The sequence below is a fragment of the Pseudomonas sp. UBA6699 genome, assembly GCF_002454615.1.
Classification (GTDB): domain Bacteria; phylum Pseudomonadota; class Gammaproteobacteria; order Pseudomonadales; family Pseudomonadaceae; genus Aquipseudomonas; species Aquipseudomonas juntendi.
In genome coordinates, this window is record NZ_DKJF01000107.1 from 1 (window position 1) to 26,339 (window position 26,339).

Consider the following 26,339-nt stretch of genomic DNA (forward strand, 5'->3'; position numbering starts at 1 on the left):
GGGCCGGCAGCGCACTGCGCGCCGCTGCCGGGCTGCCCACACCCGCCGTCGGCGCATGGCTGCTGGCAGGTGCCGGCGTTGCGGCCGGCGCAGGGCTGGCGTAACTGCCAAACCGGCGGTTGCTGCGCGCCAGCGTATGCACTTTCTCGCACAGCAGTTGCTTGACCTTGTCGGGGTTGCGCGAAATGTCCTCGAAGTTCTTCGGCAGGTAGTCCACCGCCCCCGCGTCCAGCGCATCGAGGGTGACCCGGGCGCCCTCATGGGTCAGCGAGGAAAACATCAACACCGGCGTCGGGCAGCGCTGCATGATGTGGCGCACCGCAGTGATGCCATCCATCATGGGCATTTCATAGTCCATGGTGATGACATCGGGCTTGAGCGCCAGCGCCCGGTCAATCGCTTCCTTGCCGTTGGTCGCGGTACCTACTACCTGGATCGTCGGATCCGCCGAGAGGATCTCCGAGACGCGGCGGCGGAAGAAACCGGAATCATCCACCACCAGGACCTTGACTGCCATAAACACTCCATTAGGCGGCGCGACCTGCCAAGGTGCGCCACCGAAATCAAATACGCCGCGCGGCGTAACGCTTGAGCATGCTCGGGACGTCGAGAATCAACGCAATACGACCGTCACCGGTAATGGTGGCCCCAGACATGCCCGGGGTACCTTGCAGCATCTTGCCCAGCGGCTTGATTACCACTTCTTCCTGGCCTACCAGTTGATCGACGACAAAGCCGATGCGCTGGGTGCCGACCGACAGGATCACCACGTGGCCCTCGTGCTGCTCTTCGTGCACCTGGCCTTGCACCAGCCAGCGCTTGAGGTAGAACAACGGCAGTGCCTTGTCGCGCACGATCACCACTTCCTGGCCATCGACCACATTGGTACGCGACAGGTCGAGGTGGAAGATCTCGTTGACGTTGACCAGCGGGAAGGCGAATGCCTGGTTGCCCAGCATCACCATCAGGGTGGGCATGATCGCCAGGGTCAGCGGCACCTTGATGACGATCTTCGAGCCCTGGCCCTTGGCCGAGAAGATGTTGATCGAACCGTTGAGCTGGGAGATCTTGGTCTTCACCACGTCCATGCCCACGCCACGCCCGGACACGTCGGAAATCTCGGTCTTGGTCGAGAACCCCGGGGCGAAGATCAGGTTGTAGCAGTCCGACTCGCTCAGACGCTCGGCGGCGTCCTTGTCCATCAGGCCCTTCTCCACCGCCTTGGCCCGCAGGATGTTCGGGTCCATGCCCTTGCCGTCGTCGGAAATCGACAACAGGATGTGGTCGCCTTCCTGCTCGGCCGACAGCACCACGCGGCCCGTGCGCGGCTTGCCTGCGGCATCGCGCTCATCGGGCATCTCGATACCATGGTCGACGGCGTTGCGCACCAAGTGCACCAACGGGTCGGCCAGGGCCTCGACCAGGTTCTTGTCGAGGTCGGTTTCTTCACCGACCAGCTCGAGATTGATCTCTTTCTTCAACTGGCGCGCCAGGTCGCGAACCAGGCGCGGGAAGCGGCCGAACACTTTCTTGATCGGCTGCATGCGAGTTTTCATCACCGCGGTCTGCAGGTCGGCGGTGACCACGTCGAGGTTGGACACGGCCTTGGACATGGCCTCGTCGCCGCTGTTCAGGCCCAGGCGCACCAGGCGGTTACGCACCAGCACCAGTTCGCCGACCATGTTCATGATCTCGTCCAGGCGCGCCGTGTCGACGCGTACGGTGGTTTCCGCTTCGCTGACCGCATGCTTGTCGGCGACCGGGGCCGGCGTGCGCGCAGCTGCGGCAGGTTTGCTCGCAGCCGCGGGCACTGGCGCAGGTGCAGGAGCCGCAGCTGGCTTGGCGGCCGCCGGGCTTTGCGGCTTGGCCGCTGCCGGCGCCTTGGCCGCAGGCGGTGCCTGGACTGCTGCGACGTCACCGCCGAATTTGCCCTTGCCATGCAACTGGTCCAGCAGCGCTTCGAATTCATGCTCGCTGATTTCGTCGCTGGTGGCGCTGGCGGTGCTGTCAGGCGCCACCTCGGCAGGTGCCGCCTTCGCGGCAGGCAGGGCGTCGGCCTGGAAGGTGCCCTTGCCGTGCAGTTGGTCGAGCAGCGACTCGAATTCGGCATCGGTGATTTCGTCACTGGCCGCTTCGTGGCTGACGGCAGCAGCCGGCGCTGCAACTTCGGCAGTGAACTGGCCTTTGCCATGCAACTGGTCGAGCAGCGATTCGAACTCGGCATCGGTGATTTCATCACCACCACCACTCACGCTCTCGCCTTGCAGCTGTTCCTCGGCCGCAGCTTGTGCCTTGACCGCATCGAGCGAATCGAGCAACTGCTCGAACTCGCTGTCGGTGATGTCCTGGAGCTGCTCCTGGTCCACCACCGGTGCCGCGGCAGGCGCTTGCGCCGCAGCCACCGGCACCACCGCTTCTTCGCCACCCTGCGGTTGCGCCGCACCCGGCTCGGCAAGGCGCGCCAAGGCCGCCAGCAGCTCGGGGGTTGCCGGCGTGACTTCAGCGCGCTCGCGCACCTGGCCAAACATGCTGTTGACCGTGTCCAGTGCCTCGAGCACTACGTCCATCAGCTCCGCGTCAACCCGACGCTCACCTTTGCGCAGCACGTCGAACACGTTCTCGGCGATATGGCAGCACTCCACCAGCTCGTTCAGCTGGAGGAAGCCGGCGCCCCCTTTTACAGTGTGGAAACCGCGAAAGATCGCATTGAGCAGGTCAGCATCGTCGGGCCGGCTTTCCAGCTCGACCAATTGCTCGGACAGTTGCTCAAGAATTTCGCCGGCTTCTACCAGGAAATCCTGGAGGATTTCTTCATCGGCGCCGAAGCTCATCAAAGGTGCTCCTTAAAAACCCAGGCTGGACAGCAGATCATCGACGTCGTCCTGGCCGGACACGACGTCTTCACGCTTATCGGCATGAATCTGCGGACCTTCACCCCGAGTCGGATGTTTTTCTCGATCTTTTTCTGCGCGCAATTGATCGTGGTCATGCTGAATGCCCGCAAAGCGGTCGACCTGACTGGCCATCAGCACCAACTTGAGCAGGTTGCTTTCCACTTCGGTCACCAGGTTGGTGACGCGCTTGATCACCTGCCCGGTCAGGTCCTGATAGTCCTGGGCCAGCAGAATGTCATTGAGGTGGCCGGCGACCTTGCGATTACCTTCGGCGCTGTGCGTGAGGAAACTGTCGACCCGCTTGACCAGGTCGCGGAATTCTTCCGCCGCCACTTCGCGGCGCATGAAGCGTTGCCAGTCGGTGCTCAGGGCCTTGGCCTCGCTGGCCAGGTCGTTGAGCACCGGGGTGCTTGCCTCGACCAGGTCCATGGTGCGGTTGGCCGCGCCTTCCGTGAGCTTGACCACATAGGACAGGCGCTCGGTGGCATCGGTAATCTGCGACACCTCTTCGGCCTGCGGCATGGTCGGGTCGATCTGGAAACTGACGATGGCACTGTGCAGCTCGCGGGTCAGCTTGCCGACTTCCTGGTACAGGCCGCGGTCGCGGGTCTGGTTCAGCTCGTGAATCAGCTGCACCGCCTCGCCGAAACGGCCCCGCTCCAGGCTTTCGACCAACTCCTGGGCATGTTTCTTCAGGGTCGATTCGAACTCGCCCAAAGAGTTATGTGATGAATCCATGGCGCGCCCCCTGACGTGACTCAGCCGTTGACGCGTTCGAAGATCTTCTCGATCTTTTCTTTGAGCACCTGTGCCGTGAACGGCTTGACCACGTAACCATTGACGCCGGCCTGGGCCGCTTCAATGATCTGGTCGCGCTTGGCTTCGGCGGTCACCATCAGCACGGGCATGGTTTTCAGCCGGTCGTGGGCACGCACCTTGCGCAGCAGGTCGATGCCGGACATGCCAGGCATGTTCCAGTCGGTCACGAGGAAGTCGTAATGGCCGTTTTCCAGCATCGGCAGCGCCGTGGTGCCGTCGTCGGCCTCATCGGTGTTGGTGAAGCCCAGGTCACGCAACAGGTTCTTGATGATCCGCCGCATCGTCGAAAAGTCGTCAACGATGAGGATTTTCATGTCTTTGTTCAAGTAGACCTCCAAGCAGTCTCAAACGCGCTCGGCCCCGAGCGCGCATTCAATCAATTCGGTACAACGTGGAAAACCGCGTGGAAACAGCCGCAACCCTAGCAGGCTCAGCGCGCCCGCCATTCCCCCAGGCGGCTACGCAGACGCGCGGCACACTGGCTGTGCAACTGGCTGACCCGCGACTCGCTGACCCCCAGCACCTCACCGATCTCCTTGAGGTTGAGCTCTTCGTCGTAGTACAGCGCCAGCACCAGGCGTTCACGCTCGGGCAGGTTGGCGATGGCCTCGGTCAGGGCTAGCTGGAAGCGCTCCTCCTCGAGGCCCCGGGCAGGTTCGACCTGGCCGCTGGCGCCGTCTTCATGCAGCCCTTCGTGCTCACCGTCCTGCAGCAGGTCATCGAAGCTGAACAAACGGCTGCCCAAGGTATCGTTGAGGATCGCGTAGTAATCATCGAGGCTCAATTGGAGTTCGGCAGCAACTTCATGATCTTTAGCGTCACGGCCGGTTCTGGCCTCCACGGCGCGCATCGCGTCGCTGACCATGCGGGTGTTGCGGTGCACCGAACGGGGTGCCCAGTCGCCTTTGCGCACTTCGTCGAGCATGGCGCCGCGGATACGAATGCCGGCATAGGTTTCAAAGCTGGCGCCCTTGCTGGCGTCGTACTTGTTGGCCACTTCCAGCAGGCCGATCATGCCGGCCTGGATCAGGTCCTCGACCTGCACGTTGGCCGGCAAGCGCGCCAACAGGTGGTAGGCGATGCGCTTGACCAGGGGGGCGTAGCGTTCGATCAACTCGTACTGAGCGTCTTTCGCCGCCCGGCTGTACATCTTGAACCCGCTGGCGTTCATAGCACCGGTCCCGCGCTGGTCGGCTGCACCAGGCGCTCGACGAAGAACTCCAGGTGGCCACGTGGGTTGGCCGGCAGCGGCCAGCTGTCGACCTTCTGGGCAATCGCCTTGAAGGCCAGCGCGCACTTGGAGCGTGGGAAGGCTTCGTACACGGCACGCTGCTTCTGCACCGCCTTGCGCACGCACTCGTCGTAGGGCACGGCGCCTACGTACTGCAGGGCGACATCCAGGAAACGGTCGGTGACCTTGGTCAGCTTGGCAAACAGGTTGCGCCCTTCCTGAGGGCTCTGGGCCATGTTGGCCAGCACGCGGAAGCGGTTCATGCCGTAGTCACGGTTGAGCAGCTTGATCAGCGCGTAGGCATCGGTGATCGAGGTCGGCTCGTCGCACACCACCAGCAGCACTTCCTGGGCGGCACGGACAAAGCTGACGACCGACTCACCGATACCCGCAGCAGTATCGATGACCAGTACATCGAGGTTGTCGCCGACTTCGCTGAACGCCTGGATCAGCCCGGCATGCTGGGCCGGCGCCAGGTGGACCATGCTCTGCGTACCGGAGGCAGCCGGTACGATGCGCACACCACCAGGGCCCTGCAATATCACGTCACGCAGCTCGCAGCGCCCTTCGATGACATCGGCCAGGGTCCGTTTGGGCGTCAGGCCCAGCAGCACGTCGACATTGGCCAGGCCCAGGTCGGCATCCAGCAACATGACCCTGCGGCCGAGTTCGGCCAACGCCAGGGACAGGTTCACTGAAACGTTAGTCTTGCCGACGCCACCTTTGCCACCGGTCACGGCGATCACCTGTACGGGATGCATGCTACCCATGTTTGTAATTTACCTTGTATCGCTGGGACCCAGGCCACACGTAGGGCAATTCTGCGTACCCCTTGGCATAGCTACTTTGCACACGTTTCATACTCAACCCGCTCGCCGTGGGTTGTGGTAGAGATCAGCGAACATGTCGGCCATTGCCTCTTCGCTGGGCTCCTCCTGCTGCTGCACATTGACCGCGCGGGACACCAGCTGGTGCCCCCGGGGCAGGTGCAGATCGTCAGGAATGCGCGGGCCGTCGGTAAGATAGGCCACAGGCAAATCATGACTGATGGCAAGGCTCAACACATCGCCAAGGCTTGCCGTTTCATCGAGCTTGGTCAGGATGCAGCCGGCCAGGCCACAGCGCTTGTAGCTGTGGTAGGCGGCGGTCAACACCTGCTTCTGGCTGGTGGTGGCCAGTACCAGGTAATTCTTGGCGGCGATGCCACGGCCGGCCAGGGTTTCCAGCTGCAAGCGCAGGGCCGGGTCGCTGGCCTGCAGGCCGGCGGTGTCGATCAGCACCACACGCTTGCGCAGCAGCGGCTCCAGCGCTGCCGCCAGCGACTGGCCTGGGTCGACATAGGTGACTGGGACATTGAGGATGCGGCCAAGGGTCTTGAGCTGCTCCTGGGCACCGATGCGGAAGCTGTCCATGCTCACCAGCGCCATGTTCTGCGCGCCGTACTTGAGCACGTAGCGCGCCGCCAGCTTGGCCAGGGTGGTGGTCTTGCCCATGCCGGCCGGGCCGACCATGGCGATCACACCGCCTTCTTCGATCGGCTCTACCTCGGGAATTTCGATCATGCGCGCCAAGTGCGCCAGCAACATGCGCCAGGCATGGCGTGGCTCTTCGATTTCGGCGGTCAGCTCCAGCAACTCGCGGGCAATCGGCCCGGACAGGCCAATGCGCTGCAGGCGCCGCCAGATGTTGGCCTGTTGTGGCTTGCTGCCCTGCAGCTGGGTCCAGGCCAGCGAGCCGAGCTGCACTTCCAGCAGTTCGCGCAGGCCCGACAGTTCGGAGCGCATGGCATCGAACAGGCGCGGGTCAACGGGCGCCGGCGCCGTGGCGGCCGCCGCCTGTGGGGCATCGACATGGGGCTCGACCAGCGGCTCGGCAGCGGTCAGCGACTGCCCGGCGAACAATTGGCGGTTGTTATCGCTGCTGTCCTGGCGGTGGCCCAGCTCGGCCTGGGCCGTGGCAATGCGCGTGTGGGTCTTGCGCAGCTCTTCTTCCAGCTCGGCATTGGGCACACGCGGGGCCAGGGCGGACAGCTTGTAGTCCAGCGCGGCCGTCAGCTCGACACCGCCGGCAATGCGACGGTTGCCAATGATCGCGGCATCGGCGCCCAGCTCATCACGGACCAGTTTCATGGCCTGACGCATATCGGCGGCGAAAAATCGCTTAACTTGCATTATCCACTACCTCAGCCGTTAGGGCCCACGGTGGCAACGATGGTGACTTGCTTGTTGTCCGGTATTTCCTGATACGCCAGCACATGCAAATTCGGTACAGCCAGGCGACCGAAACGCGACAGCATGGCGCGGATCGGGCCGGCGACCAGCAGAATGGCCGGCTGGCCCTGCATTTCCTGGCGCTGGGCCGCTTCGATCAGCGAACGTTGCAGCTTCTCGGCCATGCTCGGTTCCAGAAGAACACCGTCTTCCTGGCCTTGCCCGGCGCGTTGCAGACTATTGAGCAAAATCTGTTCCAACCTTGGCTCCAGGGTGATCACCGGGAGCTCCGACTCAACGCCGACAATGCTTTGCACGATGGCGCGACACAATCCGACGCGCACCGCCGCAACCAGCGCGGCGGTATCTTGACTCTTGCCAGCGTTGTTCGCGATTGCTTCGGCAATACTGCGAATATCGCGCACGGGTACCTGTTCCGACAACAGGGCCTGCAAGACCTTGAGCAGCCCCGACAAGGAAATGACACCCGGCACCAGTTCTTCTGCAAGTTTAGGCGAAGCCTTGGCCAACACCTGCAACAGTTGCTGGACCTCTTCGTGGCCAATCAGTTCATGGCAGTGCTTCTGCAGGATCTGGTTGAGGTGGGTGGCCACTACCGTACTGGCATCGACCACGGTGTAGCCCAGCGACTGCGCCTGCGAGCGCTGGCCCACGTCGATCCACACCGCTTCCAGGCCGAACGCCGGGTCACGTGCGGCAATGCCGTTGAGGGTGCCGAACACCTGCCCCGGGTTGATCGCCAACTCGCGGTCCGGGTAAATCTCGGCCTCCGCCAGGATCACCCCCATCAGCGTCAGGCGATAGGCACTGGGTTGCAGGTCAAGGTTGTCGCGAATATGCACCGTGGGCATGAGGAAGCCCAGGTCCTGCGACAGCTTCTTGCGCACGCCCTTGATTCGCGCCAGCAACTGACCACCCTGGTTGCGGTCCACCAGGGGGATCAGCCGGTAGCCGACTTCCAGGCCGATCATGTCGATCGGTGTCACATCGTCCCAGCCCAGCTCCTTGGTTTCCAGCGCCCGCTGCGGCGAAGGCAGCAGGTCTTGCTGGCGCTGCGCCTCCTGCAAGGCCTGGGCCTTGGCCTTCTGTTGTTTCTTCCATACAAGATAAGCCCCGCCACCGGCCAGCAGACCCAGGCCGAGGAAGGCAACGTGCGGCATGCCCGGCACCAGCCCCATGACAATCATCAACCCTGCCGATACCGCCAACGCCTTGGGCGAGTCGAACATCTGCCGGTTGATCAGTTTGCCCATGTCCTCCGAGCCCGATGCGCGGGTGACCATAATCGCCGCAGCGGTCGACAACAGCAGTGATGGCAATTGCGCCACCAAACCGTCACCGATGGTCAGCAGGGCGTACACCTTGCCGGCATCGCCGAAGCTCATGCCATGCTGCAGCATGCCGATCAGCATGCCACCGATCAGGTTGATGAACAGGATCAGCAAGCCGGCGATGGCGTCACCGCGGACGAACTTGCTGGCACCGTCCATCGAACCGTAGAACTCGGCCTCCTGGGCCACCTCGGCACGACGGTGCTTGGCCTGGGCCTGGTCGATGAGGCCGGCATTGAGGTCGGCGTCGATCGCCATCTGCTTGCCGGGCATGGCGTCGAGGGTGAAGCGCGCGCTCACCTCCGAGATACGCCCGGCGCCCTTGGTCACCACCACGAAGTTGATGATCATGAGGATGGCGAAGACCACTGCACCGACCACGTAGTTACCGCCGATCACCACCTCGCCGAAGGCCTGGATCACCTTGCCGGCGGCGCCGTGGCCTTCCTGGCCGTGCAGCATGACCACCCGCGTGGAGGCCACGTTCAGCGCCAGGCGCAGCAGCGTGGCCACCAGCAGGATGGTGGGGAATGCAGCGAAGTCGAGCGGGCGCAGGGCGTAGACGCAGACCAGCAGCACCACGATCGACAAGGCGATGTTGAAGGTGAAGAACACGTCGAGCAGGAACGGTGGTATCGGCAACATCATCATTGCCAACATCACCAGCAGCAGCAGCGGTACACCCAGGTTGCCCCGGCCGAGCCCGGCCAGGTTATGACGGGCGTTGCTGATTAACTGAGTGCGATCCACCGCGAGTCCTCTTGATGCAAAACTTTGACGCCCAAGGGGCATCTGCGGCTGGCATTGCAAGAAGCCTTCCAACTTTGCGCGACAGAAGATTTATGTTGTGTGTGCCGGCCGCTTCGCGGGTGAACCGCCCTTATAGAGCAACACATAACTTATGGATTTAGCGAGGTCTCTGTGGGAGCGGGCATGCCCGCGAACACCGGCGTAGCCGGTGCCAGCCACCGCGTTTGATTCGTCGCGGCGGTTCGACGCCTCGACTAGCCCGCTCTCACACAGGCAGCGTCGCGCTTACGAATCGAGTTCTCTGCGCGACAGCGCAGCCCGTAGTGCTGGGTGATCTCCCACTGGTACCGCATAGGGTTTGAGATCCGTGAAATGCCTGTGGGAGCGGGTTACCCGCGAAAAGGCCAGAAGCCCTGACCCAAGGTCAATAGTAATGGCGCAGATCCGACAGGAATCGCAGGTTGTCTTTCATGTGTTCCGGTTGCTATCCATAGGAGGCAAACCACTGATAGCGTCAGACTTCGTTGGGCCTCAGCGGCACCGGGGATTCACCACGCACCACTCCCATTTTAAGCGAAACGCGCGATATCACTCTTCGCAATAATGCGAACTGAAAAAAATAGGGCGTTTCCGGATAGGGAGGCTTCGCACCGTGCTTCAGCAAGCCTGCATGGTAGTGCAAGCCGGGCTGCATACCTACTGCGTTGTCTACATAGACACTGAACACCGTGGTAGAGGATTGGCTCTGGGCGCCCCGCTTAGCTGCATAAAACTTGGCAACACCATACTCCCCAGCGTAAAAACCTGCTCCAAACTCATTATCAGGTCTGAAATAATGCGGATCCACTCCGAATTTTTTATGCTGAGAAAGCGGAGTCATCAAGACGTCTTTACGGCCCTGTAAAGTTCCGGTCATAGCTTCAGCATATTCCGTTCTCGAAGCATGAAACCCAACGAGCGCTTTCGACTCTGGTCGATCAAATCCATTAAACGAATGGCGGCGCTGCCCCACTTGATAGGGTCGGGCGTCTGCCCTTCCTTTGTTTTGAAGCCCGCCTTCTACGAAACTGGGGCTCATCCAATGCCTACGTATTGAAGGACGACGGTTGAGCCCGGAGTTATCGTGGTAATTGACAGGATCGCCCTCACAATATGCATAGGGGTTGATGCCACCTGCTCGAAATGGGCTGGCACGATCAGAGCTTAGGAACCTCATCAGAACCGTGCTATATCCCCGACGACCCGCACCCAAAAAATATAAATTCGCCAGTGCCTCTGCCCACTGCCCATTGAATCCCAGGGATGAAAAATAACAGAACAAGCCCCCTGCAAAGCCATACGGGGTGAATGCAAAGTGCTGTCGCACATCAGTACGCTCAGTCTTGTTGTTTTTTTCTGATAAGCCGATCGTCACAGTTGTCGCGGATTCATGGCGAGGTGAATTCATGGCAAGCCCCTCCTAGTGCAGAGTGACAATATTCACAACCCTTCGCACTGCCTACAACTGACAAAAATACCAATTGAAAAAATTGACTAATTGCTGAGTGTCATCTCTGATGCCTGAGCTCAATGGCAACGTCGCACCCGAGGGAGCAGGCGAGTCAACGAAAGGGCCAGAGGCCCTGGCACAAGGTCAACTGTCGCGGCGCAGGTCTGGCGGGATCGGCAGGTCATCCTTCAACGGCTCAGGGCGCTTGCCCTTGCCCGCACGGTACTGGCGGATCTGGAACACATAGGCCAGCACCTGCGCCACAGCCAGGTACAGGCCGGCGGGGATTTCCTGCTCGATCTCGGTCGAGTAATAGATCGCCCGCGCCAAGGCCGGCGATTCCAGGATCTGAACCTTATGCTCCACGCCAATTTCGCGAATCTTCAAGGCAATGAAATCCGTGCCCTTGGCCAACAGCAACGGCGCCACCCCACCCTTCTCCGGGTCATACTGCAAGGCCACCGCATAGTGGGTCGGGTTGGTGATGATCACGTCGGCCTGCGGCACCGCCGCCATCATGCGCCGCTGCGACACTTCGCGCTGCAGCTGGCGAATACGCTGCTTGACCTCGGGCTTGCCCTCGCTGTCCTTGTACTCGTCGCGCACTTCCTGCTTGGTCATCTTCAGTTTCTTGTGCGTCTGGTACAACTGGAACGGCACATCCGCAGCCGCGATCAGCAACAACCCGGCCGACATCCACAAGGCACTCCAGCCCACCACCTGCAGGCTGTGAATGATCGCCTGCTCCAGCGGCTCGTTGGCAATCGACAGCAGCGCCTGACGGTCGTTGATCAATACCACCACCGCCACTACCAAGATCACGAAAAACTTGGCCAGCGCCTTCAGCAATTCGGTCAAGGCATGCATCGAGAACATGCGCTTGATGCCTGACAACGGATTCATGCGACTGAATTTCGGCTGCAGCAAACTGCCCGAGAACAGGAAGCCGCTCAGCGCGATGGGCGCCACGAAGGAGATCACGAACAGCAGGATCAGCACCGGCTGCACGGCCCAGATGGCCATCTTGCCCGAGGCCAGCAGAAACGCGCCCATCGCCCGCTCGTCCACGATGATGTCGCGGGTCAGGCTGAAATTCATGCGCATCAACGCCAGCAGGGTTTCGGCCAAGTGGCCGCCAAACGCCAGCAGCCCACCCGCGCCGGCCAGGGTCACCGCCACCGTGTTCAACTCCTTGGAGCGGGCGACCTCGCCTTTTTCCCGGGAGTCGCGCTTGCGTTTCTCGGTGGGGTCTTCCGTTTTGTCCTGGCCGCTTTCGCTCTCAGCCATGCTCAGCCCGCCCTTGCCAATTCACGCAGCCACTGCAGCGTTTCGCTGGCCAATGCCTGGTAGTGCGACAGCACATCGGCCAGGCCGACCCAGAAGATGAACATGCCCATGACCAGGGTCAACGGGAAACCGATGGAGAAAATGTTCAGCTGCGGCGCCGCACGGGTCATCACCCCAAAGGCAATGTTCACCACCAGCAACGCCGCAATCACCGGCAGGATCAACAGCAAGCCGGCACCGAACACCCAACCCATGCGCCCGGCGAGCTCCCAGAAGTGGTTGACCACCAGCGCATTGCCCACCGGCAACGTGGTGAAGCTTTCGGTCAGCACCTCGAACACCACCAGGTGGCCGTTCATCAACAGGAACAGCACACTCACCAGCATCGTCATGAACTGGCTGATCACCGTAACGTTGACCCCGTTCCCCGGGTCGACCATGGAGGCGAAGGCCATACCCATCTGCACCGCAACAATCTGCCCGGCAATCACGAACGCCTGGAACAGCAACTGCAACGCCAGGCCGAACAACGTCCCGACGATGATCTGTTCGGCGCACAGCAGCAGGCCGCGCAGGCTCAGCGGGTCGAATTCAGGCAGCGGTGGCAACGCCGGCACGATGACCACGGTAATGGCCACGGCCACGTACAGGCGCACCCGCGCCGGCAGCATGCGGGTACCGAAGATCGGCATGGTCATCAACACCGCCGTCACCCTGAACAACGGCAGGATGAAGGTGGCGACCCAGGTGCCGATCTGCGTATCGGTCAGCTCCAGCATCCGCGCATCAACCTATGAGCTGCGGAATGTTGGTGTAGAGCGTGGTGATGTACTCCATGAACTTCTGCACCAGCCACGGCCCGGCAACGATCAGCGTGATCAGCATCACCAGCAGGCGCGGCAGAAAGCTCAGGGTCTGTTCGTTGATCTGCGTGGCGGCCTGGAACATCGCCACCACCAGGCCCACCAGCAGGCTTGGCACCACCAGCACGGCCACCATCAGGGTGGTCAGCCACAGGGCATCACGGAACAGGTCGACAGCGACTTCAGGTGTCATCGGCGGCTCTCCTTGACGGCGTCAGACGCCGCCGAAACTGCTGGCCAGGGTGCCCATGATCAGCGCCCAGCCATCGACCAGCACGAACAGCATGATCTTGAACGGCAGCGAAATGATCAGCGGCGACAGCATCATCATACCCATCGCCATCAGCACACTGGCCACCACCATGTCGATGATCAGGAACGGGATGAAAATCATGAAGCCGATCTGGAACGCCGTTTTCAGCTCGGAGGTGACGAATGCGGGCACCAAGATGGTCAGCGGCACCTGATCGGGCCCGGCAATGTCGGTGCGCTTGGACAAGCGCATGAACAGGTCCAGGTCGCTTTGCCGGGTTTGCGCCAGCATGAAGTCCTTGAGCGGGCCCTGGGCCTTGTCGATGGCCTGCTGAGCGGTCATCTGTTCTTTCAGGTAAGGCTGCAAGGCATCCTGGTTCACCCGGTCGAACACCGGGGCCATGATGAACATCGTCAGGAACAGCGCCATGCCGGTCAGCAGCTGGTTCGACGGTGTCTGCTGCAAGCCCAGAGCCTGGCGCAGGATCGAGAACACGATGATGATACGGGTGAAGCTGGTCATGAGGATGACGAACGCTGGAATAAAGCTCAGCGCCGTCATGATCAGCAGGATTTGCAGGCTGACCGAATATTCCTGCTGCCCGTCCGCAGTATTGGACAGGGTAATGGCCGGAATCGACAACGGGTCGGCGGCCAACGCCAACGGCGCGGCCAGCAACAGCGCCACTGTCAACAACGGCCCCAACAACCTACGCAGCGCGCCGCTCATCACCTGTTGTCCTTAGGGTTCTTGCCCATCAACTCCATCAACCGCTGGGCAAACTCCGGCGTCGCCTGGCGAGCGCTTTCCGGCACCTGCACCGGCTCTGCCAGCACATGCAATGCCTCGATGCTGCCCGGGGTATGGCCTATCAAAATCTGCTCCTTGCCCACCTGCACCAGCAACAGGCGGTCGCGCGGGCCGATGGCGCGGCTGCCGACGATCTCGATCACCTGCCCACCCTTCACCGCCGTGCTCTGCAAACGCCGCAGCAGCCAGGCCAGGAAGAAAATCAGGCCGACCACCAGCAGCAGGCCGAAGACCATCTGCGCCAGTTGCCCGCCCAGGCTGCCAGGCGCCGCTGCCGGCGTGGCCGTGGGTGTGGCCGCTGCCAGGCAGGCGTGGCTGCCCAACAACGCCGCAAGTGCCGCGATGGTGCGTATCGTGGCCTTCACTCAGCGCAGCTTCTTGATGCGTTCGCTGGGGCTGATCACGTCGGTCAGGCGAATGCCGAACTTCTCGTTGACCACCACCACTTCGCCATGGGCGATCAACGTACCGTTGACCAGCACGTCCAGCGGCTCGCCGGCCAGGCGGTCAAGCTCGATGACCGAACCCTGGTTGAGCTGCAGCAGGTTGCGGATGTTGATCTCGGTGCTGCCCACTTCCATGGAGATGTTCACCGGGATATCCAGGATCACATCCAGGTTCGGGCCTTCGAGGCTGACATTTTCGTTCGGCTTGGGCGAGCTGGCGAACTCTTCCATTGGCAGGCGGCCCGGGCCGCTGTGGCTGCCGGTGTCACCGCCCAGCAGCGCATCGATGTCCGCCTGGCCGGCAGCACCGGTCTCTTCCAGCGCGGCGGCCCACTCATCGGCCAAGGCCTGATCTTCTGGGGAGGTGATCTCGTTTTCGTTAGCCATGGTTTCCTCGACAGGCATTCAATTCGTTAGGGGCGACCGGCACGCCGTCAGCGGCGTTCGATCGGGTCGATGATCTGCAGCGCCAGGTTGCCCTTGTGCGAGCCCAGCCGCGCCTTGAACGCCGGCACGCCATTGGCGCGCAACACCAGGTGCTCGGGCAACTCCACCGGTATCACATCGCCAGGCTGCATGTGCAGGATGTCGCGCAGCTTCAACTGGCGCCGGGCCACGGTGGCAGTCATCGGCACGGCAACATCCAGCACGTCTTCGCGCAGGGCCTTGACCCAACGCTCGTCCTGGTCGTCCAGGTCGGACTGGAAACCGGCGTCGAGCATTTCCCGCACCGGCTCGATCATCGAATACGGCATGGTCACGTGCAGGTCACCGCCACCACCGTCCAGCTCGATATGGAAGGTGGACACCACCACTGCCTCGCTCGGGCCGACGATGTTGGCCATGGCCGGGTTGACCTCGGAGTTCATGTACTCGAAAGACACCGGCATGATGGCCTGCCAGGCTTCCTTCAGGTCGACGAAGCACTGGTCCAGCACCATGCGTACCACGCGCAGTTCGGTGGGGGTGAACTCACGGCCCTCGATCTTGGCATGGCGGCCATCGCCGCCGAAGAAATTGTCCACCAGCTTGAACACCAGCTTGGCGTCGAGAATGAACAGCGAAGTGCCGCGCAATGGCTTGATCTTGACCAGGTTCAGGCTGGTCGGCACATACAGCGAGTGCACGTACTCGCCGAACTTCATCACCTGCACGCCACCCACGGCCACGTCGGCCGAGCGGCGCAGCAGGTTGAACATGCTGATGCGGGTGTAGCGGGCGAAACGCTCGTTGATCATTTCCAGGGTCGGCATGCGACCGCGCACGATACGGTCCTGACTGGTCAGGTCGTAGCTTTTGATACTGCCGGGCTCCGCGGCGGTCTCGGTCTGCACCAGCCCGTCGTCGACGCCGTGCAACAGGGCATCGATTTCATCCTGGGACAGCAGGTCCTGTACGGCCATGGCGGACTCCTACTGCAATACGAAATTGGTGAACAGCAGCTGGTCGATGACCGGCTTGCCAAGTTCCTTCTGCGCCACTTCCTGGACCACGGCAGTGGCTTTCTGGCGCAGCATTTCCTGGCCGACAGGGCTGCTGGCGAGGGCGTCGAAGCCCTGCCCGGAGAACATCATCACCAGGTTGTTGCGGATGACCGGCATGTGCACCTTGAGTGCATCCAGGTCTGCCTGGTTGCGCGCCTGCATGGTGATGCTCACCTGCATGTAGCGCTGGCGCCCGTTCTGGTTGAAGTTGACCACGAAGGCCGGGGTCAGCGCCTGGTAGATCGCTGCTGGCTTGACGTTGCTCGCTGCCGCCTCGGCGGCCGGCGCCGGTTCGCTCTTGTGCATGATGAACCAGGTAGCGCCCACCGAAAGGCCAATCGCCAGCAACAAGCCGACGACAGCCATGATGATCAGCTTGAGTTTGCCTTTTGTGGCGGGGTCTTTGACTGCTTCGCTCTTCGCCATGCCAATAATCCGTCGTCCATCGGGGGTTCAAAGGAGGATGGCTTGGCCTGAGCAAGTGTTATGCCAGCTTATTCAGAGGTTCGGTTTCAGCAGGATCTGCGCTGCAGTCTTATCCGCGGGCATGCCCCCTGCCACAGGTACTGCACAGGTTGCAAACCCCTGTGGGAGCGGGCAAGCCCGCGAACAGGCCGGAACAGGCAACCCGGCATCAGGCGTAGTAATCGACCGCACTGTCGCCGACAACCACCTGCTGCTCCACAGGCCGGGCGCTATCGACAACCTCGCCCCCACCCTGCCCGGCCCGCCGCGCCGCCACCCCGGACAGGTTGCTGTCCTGTGCCTGGCCCTGTTGCTGCTGCTGCCCCCGCGACTGATCGGCGACGTTGACGTCGGGCTGCGCCAGCCCCTGCTGGGCGAACAGCTCGCGCAGGCGGTGCACCTGGCTGTCCAGGGCATCACGCACGCCCGCGTGGCCGCTGATGAACGTGATCTGGGTAGCCTGGTCCGCCGCCACATTGACGCGAATGTCCAGGCGGCCCAGCTCGGCCGGCTCCAGCTGGATATCCGCCGACTTGAGATTCTGGCTGGACAAGTACATGACCCGGTTGACCAGGCCCTCAGCCCACGCATTCTGGTTCATCGGCAAGGGCTGGTGCAGCGGGCTGGCACTGGCCGGCACCGCGTTGGCGGTCTTGGCCGTGGCTGCCTGGGTCAGGCTGGCCAGGCGATTGGCGAAGTCGTCGATACGGGTGTCGCTGGCAGCGCTCTTGGTGTCTTTCAGGCCATCTTCGAGCAAGGCACCGAACGCCCCGTCACCGGACTCGGTAGCGTCGCCCTCGCTTTGCTCGACCAGAGTCGTCAAGCTATTGACGGCAGCGCGGGCGTCATCGCCCTGGGCCTGAGCGGGATCAAGGGCATGTGCGGAAGTACTGCCTTTGGCCTGGGCGCTGTGCTCCAGCGCCAGGCGCAGGGTTGGCAGGTTGGCCAAGGGGTCGGCGTCAGGGTCGAAGGCTGCTTCGGTGGGTTCTGCCGGCACTGCGGTGGCCAGTTGGGCTTGCGCCGTGGCGGCTTGCAACACGGGCGTCACCGCCTCGGCCTGGGCCTGGATCAACTGCCCGCCGGGCTGGCCCCCGGTGACCTGCCCGGCCACCAGGCTGGCGTCCGTCAGCCCGGTATCGGCCTGGGCGGTATCGTCATCTGGCAATTTGTTGCCGTCATCGGCAACCACTGCCTTGCTGCCCGGGTCTTTCTTGCCGCCAACAGCCGCTTCCGGCTTGTCCTTGGGCCTGGCCTGGGCAACCTTGTCATCGGGCCCAGCCGGCGGGTTGCGCCGCTGCCGGGCCATGACCTGGTCGAAGCCGTCGCCCTTGTCGCCCAACGCCTGCACGGGTTTGTCTGCCTGCAGGGCAGTTGAACGCGCGCTACTGGCGGGGGCATTGGCTTGCAAAAAAGGGTTGGGTGCGACAGGCATCGAGCGGTCTCCGCGCCAGAACGTGAGTATCTTCCTGGCGGAGAAAAGCAAGACTCGCGCCAACTAGTCGTCAGCCGGTAGAAATGCGATCTTTCTCACCGCGATAAAAGCGCTTTACCTCCTGATACTCCCGATCAATGCGGCTGATCAGGTCCTCGATGCCATACAGCGGCGGCCGCCGCGCACGCTCTTCAAGCTGCTGGCACAGGCTGGCCAACACCATGGCGCCCATATTGCTGCTACTGCCCTTGAAGCTGTGTGCAGCCATCCTGAGTTCTGCCGCATTTTTCGCCGCGAGTAGCTGCTCCACGCGGCGCTCCGAGTCCGTGAGAAACGTCTCCACCAACGTCAGATACTCATCCTCCATGACCTCACGCAGGCCCTTGAGAACCTGGTGATCGATATGCATGTCCATCACTTGCTCACTCCCTGATCAAGCAGATTATGCCCAAGCCCGCCCGGGGCTCACCATTCGAATTCCACCTGCGCACACCGCCCTCCCTCTGCCCAGCGCGCATCACCGGCCAGCTGCCGCACCAGTTTCAGGCCACGCCCACTCAGGCCGTGGTCCGGCACAGCCCGTGCCAGTACGCTCGGCACATCGAAACCAGCGCCGCTGTCGCTGACTTCGATACTCAGACGCCCACCCTGGCCACGCGGTTCAACCCTGAAACGGATGCTTACACAACCTTCAGCCAGCGATGCCAGGCGCCGCGCCCGTTCTTGATAATAGTCGGCAAAGCCCTGCACATCGCATTTGAGCTGCGAATCCAGACCGAGCACGCCATGCTCCAGCGCATTGGAATACAACTCGCTGAGCACGCTGTGCAAGTGGCCAGTGCGCGCTCGCAAGCCGGGTATTTCCTGCAACAACTGCACCAGGTAGGGCACCGGATTGAAACTTTTGAGGCTGGCACCCCGCACCTCGAACGCCAACGACCAGTCCTGCGGGCTTGACCGGCCGCTGTCAGCGTACACCACCGGCATCGGTGGCCGCTCTTTGGCACCGAACATGCGGATATCGCACAGGCTGATATCGTCGCGCGGGTGCCCTCCAAAACGCTCCAGGGCCAACAGCAGCTCGTCGAACAAGCAGGCCCGGTCACGATTGGCGTTCAGCACCTCGCGCAGGCGCCGCTCGCCGAACAGGCGCTCCTGCTCGTCGGCAGTTTCCAGCACCCCGTCCGACAGCAGGAACAGGCGCTCCCCTGGCACCAGCGGCAACATCTCTGTGCTGGCATCGAAGCGTTCGGCTACCAGAATACCCAGCGGCAGGTGCCGAGACTGCAGCACCGACAACACCTGGCCATCCAGCGAGAGGTGGTAGACGTCAGGCATGCCGCCATTCCATACCTCTACTGCGCCACACTGCATGCTCAGATTTAGCAGCACCGCGCAGCAGAACATGTCGACCGGCAGAATACGCTTGAGCTTGGCGTTCATCTCGCGCAGGACCTCGGCCATGCCGTAGCCCTTGGCGGTCATGCCGTAGAACACCTCCGCCAGCGGCATGGCACCCACCGCAGCCGGCAAGCCGTGGCCGGTAAAATCACCCAGCAGTACACGCATGTCGCCGGCCGGCGTGAAGGCCGCCAGCATCAGGTCACCATTGAACAAGGCGTAGGGTGATTGCAGGTAGCGGATGTTCGGCGCCGCCAGGCAGCCGGCATGCGCCACCTTGTCGAACACGGCCTTGGCCACCCGCTGTTCGTTGAGCAAGTGGTGGTGGTGCCGGGCGATCTGGTCGCGCTGCGCCAGCACGGTACCCTGCAACCGACGCAGGCGGTCCATGGCGCGGATCTTGGCTGCCAGTATTACCGCGCTGTAGGGCTTGGCCATGAAGTCATCGCCGCCCGCTTCCAGGCAACGCACCAGGGCCACCTCCTCGTTCAGTGAGGTGAGGAAAATGATCGGCACCAGCGCCTCGCCGGCCAGGGCCTTGATCTGCCGCGCCGCCTCGAAGCCGTCCATGACCGGCATCAGCGCATCCAGCAGCACCAACTGCGGGCGCCGCTCGACGAACAGCGCCACGGCCTGCTCACCATTTTCCGCAGTGACAACCTCGTGCCCCTGGCGGCGCACGATCTGCGCCAGCAACAGACGGTCGGCGGCACCGTCCTCGGCAACCAGTACGGTCAATGCCTGTTCGGCCGGCATGTCGGCGCTCAGCTGATCTTGAAGAGTTTTTCGAAATTGGAGATGGCGAGAATCTTGCGCACATCGGAGCTGGGATTCATCACTTCCACCTCGACCGTTTCGCCCGCATGGTCACGCAGCAGCAACAGCATGCCCAGGGCCGAACTGTCGAGGTGGGTCGTGTCTTTCAAATCGACAACCACGCGATCGTGCCCGCCTGGTTGGCGCTCATAAGCACCGCGAAATTCCTGATGCTGGCTGAAATCGAAGCGTCCTTTGATCTTGATCGTCAACGTTTTCCCATCCTGCGTGAGATCAGTTTCCACTGCCATGCGAGCGATTCCTTCGATGATGGCGAATACAGCTTGTTGAAGGTTTAGCAGGCGATGGCACGGGCGGCAAGAACACGGCGCCCACAGGCCGCTTCACAAAGCGACGCCACGGATTCAGAACTGATCTTGCCGCGGCAGGCGCTGGGACAACTCGTCCAGCAGGCGCTGCTCACGCTTGTCCTCGGCGCGGCGGGCCTCGTCCAGGTAGCGCTGCACCAGCTTGCGCAGCCCCTCCACCCGGGCGTAGGCCTGCTGCCACGTACCACGGGCATTGTCGAGGTTGTTCTGGTGCCAGACCAGGCTCTGCCGCTGCTGGGTCATCGCCGTTTCCAACTGGCCAAGGAAGCGCTGGTAGTTCACCAGCCAGTTGCCATTGACCCCCTGCCCACCGCGGTTGAGCCACTGCTGCTGGTAGTCTTCGCGAAACCGCTCCAGCTCGGCCAGCTTGGCCTGGGCGACGGCAACTTGCTGCTGGAAATGGCCCAGCCGCTGGGCGGCCTTGCGCTCGGCCTCTTCGGCCATGTCCACCACCGGCGCCAGGCGCGCGGCGCGCCCAGGGAGGGCCATGGCCTATCAGCCAGCAGGGGGCGTGAAGATCGCCCCCAGCTCTTCACGGCTCTGCGCCATACCCACGTTTTCACGCAGGCCCTGGCGCAAGAAACCCACCAGCTTCGACTGCAGGGCAATCGCCAGGTCAGTCTCCGGATCGCCGCCCGCCACATAGGCACCCACGCTGATCAGGTCGCGGCTTTGCGACAAGCGCGACCACAGCTGCTTGAATTTCTGCGCCTGGCGCAAATGATCGGCATCCACCACCTGCGGCATCACCCGGCTGATCGAGGCTTCGATATCGATGGCCGGGTAATGGCCTTCCTCCGCGAGGCGCCGCGACAGCACGAAGTGCCCGTCAAGCACACCACGCGCCGAATCCGCGATGGGGTCTTGCTGATCGTCACCTTCGGACAGCACGGTATAGAACGCGGTGATCGACCCTCCGCCCGGCAAGCCATTACCCGCACGCTCCACCAGCTTGGGCAGCTTGGCAAACACCGACGGCGGATAACCCCGCGTGGCCGGCGGCTCGCCAATGGCCAGGGCAATTTCCCGCTGGGCCTGGGCAAAACGGGTCAGCGAATCCATCAGCAACAGCACATTCTTGCCTTTATCGCGGAAGTACTCGGCAATGCGCGTGCAGTACATGGCGGCGCGCAGGCGCATCAGCGGGGCATCGTCGGCCGGCGAGGCGACCACCACGGAGCGCTTCAGGCCCTCCTCACCGAGAATGTGCTCGATGAATTCCTTGACCTCGCGGCCCCGCTCGCCAATCAGGCCGACCACGATGATTTCCGCTTCGGTGAAGCGGGTCATCATGCCCAGCAATACCGATTTACCCACGCCGGTACCGGCAAACAGGCCCAGGCGCTGACCCCGGCCGACGGTCAGCAGGCCGTTGATGCTGCGAATACCCACATCCAGCGGTTTGCTGATCGGGTCGCGGTTGAGCGGGTTGATCACCGGGCCGTCCATCGGCACCCAATCCTCGGCTTTCATTCCGCCCTTGCCATCCAGCGCGCGGCCCGCACCGTCCAGCACCCGGCCGAGCATGCTCATGCCCATGGGCAGGCGGCCGCCGTCATCCAGCGGCACCACGCGTGCACCCGGGGCAATGCCGACAATGCTGCCCACCGGCATGAGGAACACCTTGGACCCGGCAAAGCCCATGACCTCGGCCTCGACCTGCACCGGGTGGTAACTGTCGTCGTTGATCACCAGGCAGCGGCTGCCAACGGCGGCACGCAGACCTTCGGCCTCCAGGGTAAGCCCGACCATGCGCAGCAGGCGGCCTTCGACGATGGGCTGGGCGGGCAGCGCAATGGCCTCGGCGTAACTGCCCAGGCGCTTGCTGAAACTGGTGCGTTCAAGGCGCATCAGGGTTGTCCACGGCAGGCTCGAGCGGCGCATCCAGGTCTATCGCCAGGTCGGGTTGAGCCGGGTGCAGGGAATGGTCGTGCAACTGGTCGAACAACTGCGCCACGGCCTTTTCGGTACGCGTTTCCATGCTCGCGTCGATGCGACTGTGCGCGGTTTCGATGCGGCAACCCCCAGGTAACAAGGCGCTGTCTTCCAATAGCCGCCAGTTTTCCTCGTGCCGTTCGCGCAGGGCCTTGGCCAGCTCGAAATCCTGCGGGTTGAGGTGAATACGAATGTTGTCCGCGCCCATGGGCAGCAGCTTGAGTGCCTCGCGCAACACCTGGGTGATCTGGCTGGAGTCGGTGCGCAGCTCACGGCCGATCACCTGGCGGGTCATGTGCGCGACCAGCTGCACCAGCTGCTTTTCGATCTGCGTGTCTTGCTCGGCAATCGGCGCCATCAGGTTGCTCATCAGCCGCTCAAGGCTGTCGAGCTTGGCCTTGAGCGCCTCTTCGGCCTCCTGGCGAACCTTGAGCTGGGTGCTATGGAAGCCCTCGCGCTCACCGGTGGCGAAGCCCTCGTTGTAGGCTTCCTGGCGTATGGCTTCGAGCTCTTCCAGGGTCAGTGGCTGGACTTCTTCCAGCGGCACTTCCTCGATTTCGTCCTCGACCACCTCGGGTTCTGGCTCAGGTTGGGGCTCGGGTTGCGGGTCGAAACTGGGCAACGCCCATACATCCACGCCCTCGAGGTCGCGGGCACGGATCAGGTCGCTGGGGTGGTGTTCTTTGGTGGACATTGGTAATGCCTGTGGGTCATAGCGGCAAGCTTCAAGCGGCAAGTTTGAAGAAAAAGCAGGCTGCGCAAGGGCTGCTGTTTCTTGTAGCTTGCCGCTTGTAGCTTGCCGCTTAAATCATTTCCTCGGCGCCTTTGCCGCCAAGCACGATCTCGCCGGCTTCGGCCATGCGCCGGGCAATGGTGAGGATTTCCTTTTGCGCCGTTTCCACATCGCTGACCCGCACCGGGCCCTTGGCCTCCAGGTCGTCGCGCAGCAGCTCCGAGGCACGCTTGGACATGTTCTTGAATATCTTGTCCTTGACGCGCTCGTTGGCACCCTTGAGCGATACCACCAGCACGTCCGACGACACCTCGCGCAGCAGCGCCTGGATACCGCGGTCGTCGACATCGGCCAGGTTGTTGAAGACGAACATCAGGTCTTCGATCTGCTCCGACAGGTCGCTGTCGATTTCGCGGATCGCATCCATCAACGCGCCTTCCACGGAGCTGTCGAGGAAGTTCATGATGTCGGCGGCGCGCTTGATGCCACCCAGGGTGGTGCGCGCGGCGTTGGAGTTGCCCGAGAACTGCTTCTCCAGAATCTGGTTCAATTCCTTCAAGGCCGCTGGCTGCACAGTGTTGAGCGACGACACGCGCAGCACGATGTCCAGGCGCACCTTGTGGTCGAAGTTGCTCAGTACCTCGCCGGCCTGGTCGGGGTCGAGGTAGGCGACCACGATGGCCTGGATCTGCGGGTGCTCGTAGCGGATCACATCCGCCACGGCGCGCGGCTCCATCCACTTCAGGCTGTCCAGGCCACTGGTGTTGCCACCCAGCAGGATGCGGTCGACCAGGCCGTTGGCCTTGTCCTCGCCCAGCGCCTGGTTGAGCATCTTGCGGATATAGGCATCAGAGCCCACGCCCAAGCTGGTCTGGTCGCCGACAATGTCGACGAACTCGCTCATCACCTGCTCGACCTGGTCACGGTGCACATTGCCCATCTGCGCCATGGCCACACCTACCCGCTGTACCTCCTTGGGGCCCATGTGCCGCAGCACCTGCGCCGCATCGGTTTCACCCAGCGAAAGCAACAGGATCGCCGCCTTGTCCACGCGGCTCAGCTTGGCGGTAACGGCTCGGTTATCACTCATCGGCGTTGATCCACTCTTTCACGACCTGGGCAACACGGCCCGGGTCTTCGGCCACCAGGCCTTTGATTGCGTTGAGCTGTGCCTCGTAACCCTCGCTTGGGCTAGGCAGCAGAATGCTTGTCGGGCCACCCAAGCTGACGCGGTCGTTGGCCAGTTCGCCATCCAGACCCATCATGCCGCCCAGCTCCATGTCGCTATCCGGGGCAGCTTGCTTGCCGCCCCCTGTAATGTTGTTCAACACCGGCCGCAGTACACCGAATACCAGCACCAGGATGAACACTACGCCCAACACCTGCTTGACGATATCCCAGAACCACGGCTGCTGGTAAAAGGCGATGTCGGCAATTTCCTCGCCACGGTCGGCCGCGAACGGCACGTTGATCACCGTCACGCTGTCGCCACGGCTGGCATCGAAACCAACGGCGTCCTGCACCAGGCGGGTAAAGCGCGCCAGGTCTTCGCTGCCCCACGGGGCACGGGTGGTGTCACCAGTCGCCGGGTCGATCTTGACCTGGTCGTCGACCACCACGGCCACCGACAGACGGGTCATGCGCCCTTGCTGCTGGCGGGTGTGGCTGATCGAGCGGTCCAGCTCGAAGTTCTTCGTGCTTTGCTGACGCTTGTCCGACGGGTACGGCGCGAGCATCGGCTGGCCGGTGGCCGGGTCCATGATCTGCTGGCCATTGGCATCGACCAGCGGTTGTCCAGGCTGAATGGCCGCTGCCGGGGTGGCGGCGCCACCGGTGGTCTGCGGTGCCGTGGCCGCACCGGGCGGCTGGTTGCTCAGCGCCCCAGGCACGCCCTGCGGGCCTTGGCTGCTGGCACGTTGCTCATCAACCGACTGCTCACTGCGCAGCGCTGGTTGGTCGGGGTTGAACTGCTCGGAAGTGGACTCGACCGCGCTGAAGTCCAGGTCGGCGGACACTTCGGCCTTGTAGCGGTCGTTGCCCAGCACCGGCTGCAAAATGTTGTGCACACGCTGGGTGAGCATGCTTTCCACCCGGCGGCTATAGTCGAACTGCTTGCCAGCCTGGGTCAGCGCAGAATCCTGGATCTGCTCGGACAGCAGGTTGCCCTTCTGGTCCACCACGGTGACCTGTGACTTGTCCAGCTCCGGCACGCTGGTGGCGACCAGGTTGACGATAGCCATCACCTGCCCGGGCTCCAGGGCGCGGCCTGGGTACAACTCGACCAGTACCGAAGCGCTGGGCTTGCGTTCGTCGCGCACGAACACCGAGCTTTTCGGAATGGCCAGGTGAACGCGGGCGGCCTTGACGTTGTTCAGGCTCGACACGGTGCGCGCCAGCTCGCCTTCCAGGCTGCGGCGGTAGCGGGTAGCCTCCATGAACTGGCTGGTGCCCAGGCCCTGCTCCTTGTCGAGCAGTTCGAAGCCCACGTTGCCGTCGCTTGGTGCCACGCCCGCCGCGGCCAGTTTCAGGCGTGCGCGGGCCAGGTCATCGGACTTGACCAGCAAGGCGCCAGAATTGGGTTCGACGTTGTACGGAATGTCGGCCGCAGCCAGGGTGTCCATGACCTGCTTGGTGTCCATGCCCGACAAGCTGCCGTACAGCGGACGGTAATCGGGTTGCTGCGACCACAGCACCACGGCAAAGCCGATCGCCACGCTGGCCGCCAGGCCGACCATGAGGCCGACCTGCCGCAGCATGGGCATCTGCGCGATGTTTTCCAGAAACGCCATGCCGAACAGCGGCGGCTTGGCCGCTGGCGAACCAGCCTTGGCGGGGGCGTTATCGACGACTGCTTCAGCCATGGGTTACATCCGTCCTCAAACCGGCATCTGCATGATGTCCTGGTACGCCTGGACCAGCTTGTTGCGTACCTGGGTCATGGCCTGCATCGACACGCTGGCCTTTTGCGAAGCGATCATCACGTCGGTGAGGTCGACGCCGCTCTTGCCGATTTCGAAGGCGTTGGCCAACTGGGTCGAGGCTTGCTGGGTTTCATGAACCTTGCCTATGGCCTGGCCGAGCATGTCGGCAAAGGTGCTTTGACCGGGCGCCAGCTCGGGTGCAGCGGTGACCTTGGGCAGCGACATGGCGTCGGCCTGCATGGCACGCATATCCAGCATCAGACGATTGAATTCAACACCTTGGCTCATGACCCTTCTCTCTCCTGCGGCCGCATTTTTTTGACACCCATGCAGCGAATAGCCTACGTAAAGCAACAAAGGTGCCAGCCTCTATCGTTCAGGCAACATCACACCCCTGAGGGAGATTCTATGGTTCCTGG

27 protein-coding genes are annotated in these 26,339 nt (G+C 62.6%); all 27 read right to left on the reverse strand.

What is annotated here, in order from left to right; translation table 11 throughout:
• The coding region (locus tag B3361_RS20860) for a response regulator (protein ID WP_286920345.1) at nt 1-517 on the reverse strand (517 nt) is incomplete at its 3' end.
• Between the two features lie 46 nt (nt 518-563).
• Nucleotides 564-2,831: a chemotaxis protein CheA gene (locus B3361_RS20865; RefSeq protein WP_054904668.1), complete on the reverse strand. Its 2,268-nt coding sequence runs from the start codon at nt 2,829-2,831 to the stop codon at nt 564-566.
• Between the two features lie 12 nt (nt 2,832-2,843).
• Nucleotides 2,844-3,632 (reverse strand): protein phosphatase CheZ, encoded by a 789-nt coding sequence (locus B3361_RS20870; protein ID WP_054881284.1) that lies wholly within the window; start codon nt 3,630-3,632, stop codon nt 2,844-2,846.
• A 20-nt stretch (nt 3,633-3,652) separates the two neighbouring features.
• A complete protein-coding gene (locus tag B3361_RS20875; protein WP_166524971.1) occupies nt 3,653-4,027 on the reverse strand; it encodes a chemotaxis response regulator CheY in 375 nt (124 codons plus the stop codon).
• Nucleotides 4,028-4,143: 116 nt separating this feature from the next.
• The gene (fliA, locus tag B3361_RS20880; RefSeq protein WP_009683227.1) at nt 4,144-4,884 is read right to left on the reverse strand and encodes an RNA polymerase sigma factor FliA; all 741 of its coding nucleotides are present in this window, start codon (nt 4,882-4,884) and stop codon (nt 4,144-4,146) included.
• Nucleotides 4,881-5,723: a flagellar synthesis regulator FleN gene (fleN, locus tag B3361_RS20885; protein ID WP_172828404.1), complete on the reverse strand. Its 843-nt coding sequence runs from the start codon at nt 5,721-5,723 to the stop codon at nt 4,881-4,883. Before fleN ends, fliA begins: the two co-directional genes overlap by 4 nt.
• 84 nt (nt 5,724-5,807) lie before the next feature.
• Nucleotides 5,808-7,115: a flagellar biosynthesis protein FlhF gene (flhF, locus tag B3361_RS20890; RefSeq protein WP_054904669.1), complete on the reverse strand. Its 1,308-nt coding sequence runs from the start codon at nt 7,113-7,115 to the stop codon at nt 5,808-5,810.
• An 11-nt stretch (nt 7,116-7,126) separates the two neighbouring features.
• On the reverse strand, nt 7,127-9,256 hold the full coding sequence (gene flhA, locus B3361_RS20895; protein ID WP_054904670.1) for a flagellar biosynthesis protein FlhA: 2,130 nt from the start codon (nt 9,254-9,256) through the stop codon (nt 7,127-7,129).
• A gap of 514 nt (nt 9,257-9,770) precedes the next feature.
• Complete coding sequence (locus B3361_RS20900) at nt 9,771-10,703, reverse strand: RHS repeat-associated core domain-containing protein (RefSeq protein ID WP_082414625.1); 933 nt, start codon at nt 10,701-10,703, stop codon at nt 9,771-9,773.
• 186 nt (nt 10,704-10,889) lie between these two features.
• Nucleotides 10,890-12,032 carry a flagellar biosynthesis protein FlhB gene (gene flhB / locus B3361_RS20905; protein ID WP_009683221.1) on the reverse strand — a complete coding sequence of 381 codons (1,143 nt, stop codon included), beginning with the start codon at nt 12,030-12,032 and terminating at the stop codon, nt 10,890-10,892.
• A gap of 2 nt (nt 12,033-12,034) precedes the next feature.
• Nucleotides 12,035-12,811 carry a flagellar biosynthetic protein FliR gene (gene fliR / locus B3361_RS20910; protein WP_054881280.1) on the reverse strand — a complete coding sequence of 259 codons (777 nt, stop codon included), beginning with the start codon at nt 12,809-12,811 and terminating at the stop codon, nt 12,035-12,037.
• 7 nt (nt 12,812-12,818) lie between these two features.
• On the reverse strand, nt 12,819-13,088 hold the full coding sequence (gene fliQ / locus B3361_RS20915) for a flagellar biosynthesis protein FliQ (protein ID WP_012273497.1): 270 nt from the start codon (nt 13,086-13,088) through the stop codon (nt 12,819-12,821).
• Between the two features lie 21 nt (nt 13,089-13,109).
• Nucleotides 13,110-13,877: a flagellar type III secretion system pore protein FliP gene (gene fliP, locus B3361_RS20920; RefSeq protein ID WP_054881279.1), complete on the reverse strand. Its 768-nt coding sequence runs from the start codon at nt 13,875-13,877 to the stop codon at nt 13,110-13,112.
• Nucleotides 13,877-14,323 (reverse strand): flagellar biosynthetic protein FliO, encoded by a 447-nt coding sequence (fliO, locus tag B3361_RS20925; RefSeq protein ID WP_054904672.1) that lies wholly within the window; start codon nt 14,321-14,323, stop codon nt 13,877-13,879. Before fliO ends, fliP begins: the two co-directional genes overlap by 1 nt.
• A complete protein-coding gene (fliN, locus tag B3361_RS20930) occupies nt 14,324-14,791 on the reverse strand; it encodes a flagellar motor switch protein FliN (protein ID WP_029885654.1) in 468 nt (155 codons plus the stop codon).
• Between the two features lie 47 nt (nt 14,792-14,838).
• A complete protein-coding gene (fliM, locus tag B3361_RS20935; RefSeq protein WP_009683214.1) occupies nt 14,839-15,807 on the reverse strand; it encodes a flagellar motor switch protein FliM in 969 nt (322 codons plus the stop codon).
• Between the two features lie 9 nt (nt 15,808-15,816).
• On the reverse strand, nt 15,817-16,314 hold the full coding sequence (fliL, locus tag B3361_RS20940) for a flagellar basal body-associated protein FliL (RefSeq protein WP_009683213.1): 498 nt from the start codon (nt 16,312-16,314) through the stop codon (nt 15,817-15,819).
• A 208-nt stretch (nt 16,315-16,522) separates the two neighbouring features.
• The gene (locus B3361_RS20945; protein WP_054904673.1) at nt 16,523-17,785 is read right to left on the reverse strand and encodes a flagellar hook-length control protein FliK; all 1,263 of its coding nucleotides are present in this window, start codon (nt 17,783-17,785) and stop codon (nt 16,523-16,525) included.
• Between the two features lie 70 nt (nt 17,786-17,855).
• Nucleotides 17,856-18,203, reverse strand: coding sequence for an Hpt domain-containing protein (locus B3361_RS20950; protein WP_033690485.1), 348 nt, complete (start codon nt 18,201-18,203; stop codon nt 17,856-17,858).
• Nucleotides 18,204-18,250: 47 nt separating this feature from the next.
• Nucleotides 18,251-19,942, reverse strand: a complete 1,692-nt coding sequence (locus B3361_RS20955; protein ID WP_054904674.1) for a fused response regulator/phosphatase — start codon at nt 19,940-19,942, stop codon at nt 18,251-18,253.
• Between the two features lie 8 nt (nt 19,943-19,950).
• On the reverse strand, nt 19,951-20,253 hold the full coding sequence (locus B3361_RS20960; protein ID WP_054904675.1) for an STAS domain-containing protein: 303 nt from the start codon (nt 20,251-20,253) through the stop codon (nt 19,951-19,953).
• A 114-nt stretch (nt 20,254-20,367) separates the two neighbouring features.
• On the reverse strand, nt 20,368-20,820 hold the full coding sequence (fliJ, locus tag B3361_RS20965) for a flagellar export protein FliJ (protein WP_054881275.1): 453 nt from the start codon (nt 20,818-20,820) through the stop codon (nt 20,368-20,370).
• A 6-nt stretch (nt 20,821-20,826) separates the two neighbouring features.
• The gene (gene fliI, locus B3361_RS20970) at nt 20,827-22,182 is read right to left on the reverse strand and encodes a flagellar protein export ATPase FliI (protein WP_054904676.1); all 1,356 of its coding nucleotides are present in this window, start codon (nt 22,180-22,182) and stop codon (nt 20,827-20,829) included.
• The gene (fliH, locus tag B3361_RS20975; protein ID WP_054904677.1) at nt 22,172-22,960 is read right to left on the reverse strand and encodes a flagellar assembly protein FliH; all 789 of its coding nucleotides are present in this window, start codon (nt 22,958-22,960) and stop codon (nt 22,172-22,174) included. Before fliH ends, fliI begins: the two co-directional genes overlap by 11 nt.
• Nucleotides 22,961-23,069: 109 nt before the next feature.
• Nucleotides 23,070-24,089, reverse strand: a complete 1,020-nt coding sequence (gene fliG, locus B3361_RS20980; protein ID WP_286920346.1) for a flagellar motor switch protein FliG — start codon at nt 24,087-24,089, stop codon at nt 23,070-23,072.
• Nucleotides 24,082-25,860: a flagellar basal-body MS-ring/collar protein FliF gene (gene fliF / locus B3361_RS20985; RefSeq protein WP_054904678.1), complete on the reverse strand. Its 1,779-nt coding sequence runs from the start codon at nt 25,858-25,860 to the stop codon at nt 24,082-24,084. Before fliF ends, fliG begins: the two co-directional genes overlap by 8 nt.
• Nucleotides 25,861-25,875: 15 nt before the next feature.
• The gene (gene fliE, locus B3361_RS20990) at nt 25,876-26,208 is read right to left on the reverse strand and encodes a flagellar hook-basal body complex protein FliE (protein ID WP_003254438.1); all 333 of its coding nucleotides are present in this window, start codon (nt 26,206-26,208) and stop codon (nt 25,876-25,878) included.
• Nucleotides 26,209-26,339 lie beyond the last annotated feature (131 nt).

Bases quoted from the DNA above. Each gene is read 5' to 3' on its own strand.
- fliJ (WP_054881275.1), bottom strand. From the start codon at position 20,820: ATGGCCCTCCCTGGGCGCGCCGCGCGCCTGGCGCCGGTGGTGGACATG.
- B3361_RS20945 (WP_054904673.1), bottom strand. From the start codon at position 17,785: ATGCCTGTCGCACCCAACCCTTTTTTGCAAGCCAATGCCCCCGCCAGT.
- B3361_RS20955 (WP_054904674.1), bottom strand. From the start codon at position 19,942: ATGCCGGCCGAACAGGCATTGACCGTACTGGTTGCCGAGGACGGTGCC.
- fliQ (WP_012273497.1), bottom strand. From the start codon at position 13,088: ATGACACCTGAAGTCGCTGTCGACCTGTTCCGTGATGCCCTGTGGCTG.
- fliL (WP_009683213.1), bottom strand. From the start codon at position 16,314: ATGGCGAAGAGCGAAGCAGTCAAAGACCCCGCCACAAAAGGCAAACTC.
- B3361_RS20865 (WP_054904668.1), bottom strand. From the start codon at position 2,831: ATGAGCTTCGGCGCCGATGAAGAAATCCTCCAGGATTTCCTGGTAGAA.
- flhF (WP_054904669.1), bottom strand. From the start codon at position 7,115: ATGCAAGTTAAGCGATTTTTCGCCGCCGATATGCGTCAGGCCATGAAA.
- fliP (WP_054881279.1), bottom strand. From the start codon at position 13,877: ATGAGCGGCGCGCTGCGTAGGTTGTTGGGGCCGTTGTTGACAGTGGCG.
- fliG (WP_286920346.1), bottom strand. From the start codon at position 24,089: ATGAGTGATAACCGAGCCGTTACCGCCAAGCTGAGCCGCGTGGACAAG.
- fliH (WP_054904677.1), bottom strand. From the start codon at position 22,960: ATGTCCACCAAAGAACACCACCCCAGCGACCTGATCCGTGCCCGCGAC.
- fliA (WP_009683227.1), bottom strand. From the start codon at position 4,884: ATGAACGCCAGCGGGTTCAAGATGTACAGCCGGGCGGCGAAAGACGCT.
- fliR (WP_054881280.1), bottom strand. From the start codon at position 12,811: ATGCTGGAGCTGACCGATACGCAGATCGGCACCTGGGTCGCCACCTTC.
- fliM (WP_009683214.1), bottom strand. From the start codon at position 15,807: ATGGCCGTACAGGACCTGCTGTCCCAGGATGAAATCGATGCCCTGTTG.
- fliF (WP_054904678.1), bottom strand. From the start codon at position 25,860: ATGGCTGAAGCAGTCGTCGATAACGCCCCCGCCAAGGCTGGTTCGCCA.
- flhB (WP_009683221.1), bottom strand. From the start codon at position 12,032: ATGGCTGAGAGCGAAAGCGGCCAGGACAAAACGGAAGACCCCACCGAG.
- fliN (WP_029885654.1), bottom strand. From the start codon at position 14,791: ATGGCTAACGAAAACGAGATCACCTCCCCAGAAGATCAGGCCTTGGCC.
- B3361_RS20960 (WP_054904675.1), bottom strand. From the start codon at position 20,253: ATGGCAGTGGAAACTGATCTCACGCAGGATGGGAAAACGTTGACGATC.
- B3361_RS20875 (WP_166524971.1), bottom strand. From the start codon at position 4,027: ATGAAAATCCTCATCGTTGACGACTTTTCGACGATGCGGCGGATCATC.
- fliE (WP_003254438.1), bottom strand. From the start codon at position 26,208: ATGAGCCAAGGTGTTGAATTCAATCGTCTGATGCTGGATATGCGTGCC.
- B3361_RS20900 (WP_082414625.1), bottom strand. From the start codon at position 10,703: ATGAATTCACCTCGCCATGAATCCGCGACAACTGTGACGATCGGCTTA.
- fliI (WP_054904676.1), bottom strand. From the start codon at position 22,182: ATGCGCCTTGAACGCACCAGTTTCAGCAAGCGCCTGGGCAGTTACGCC.
- B3361_RS20870 (WP_054881284.1), bottom strand. From the start codon at position 3,632: ATGGATTCATCACATAACTCTTTGGGCGAGTTCGAATCGACCCTGAAG.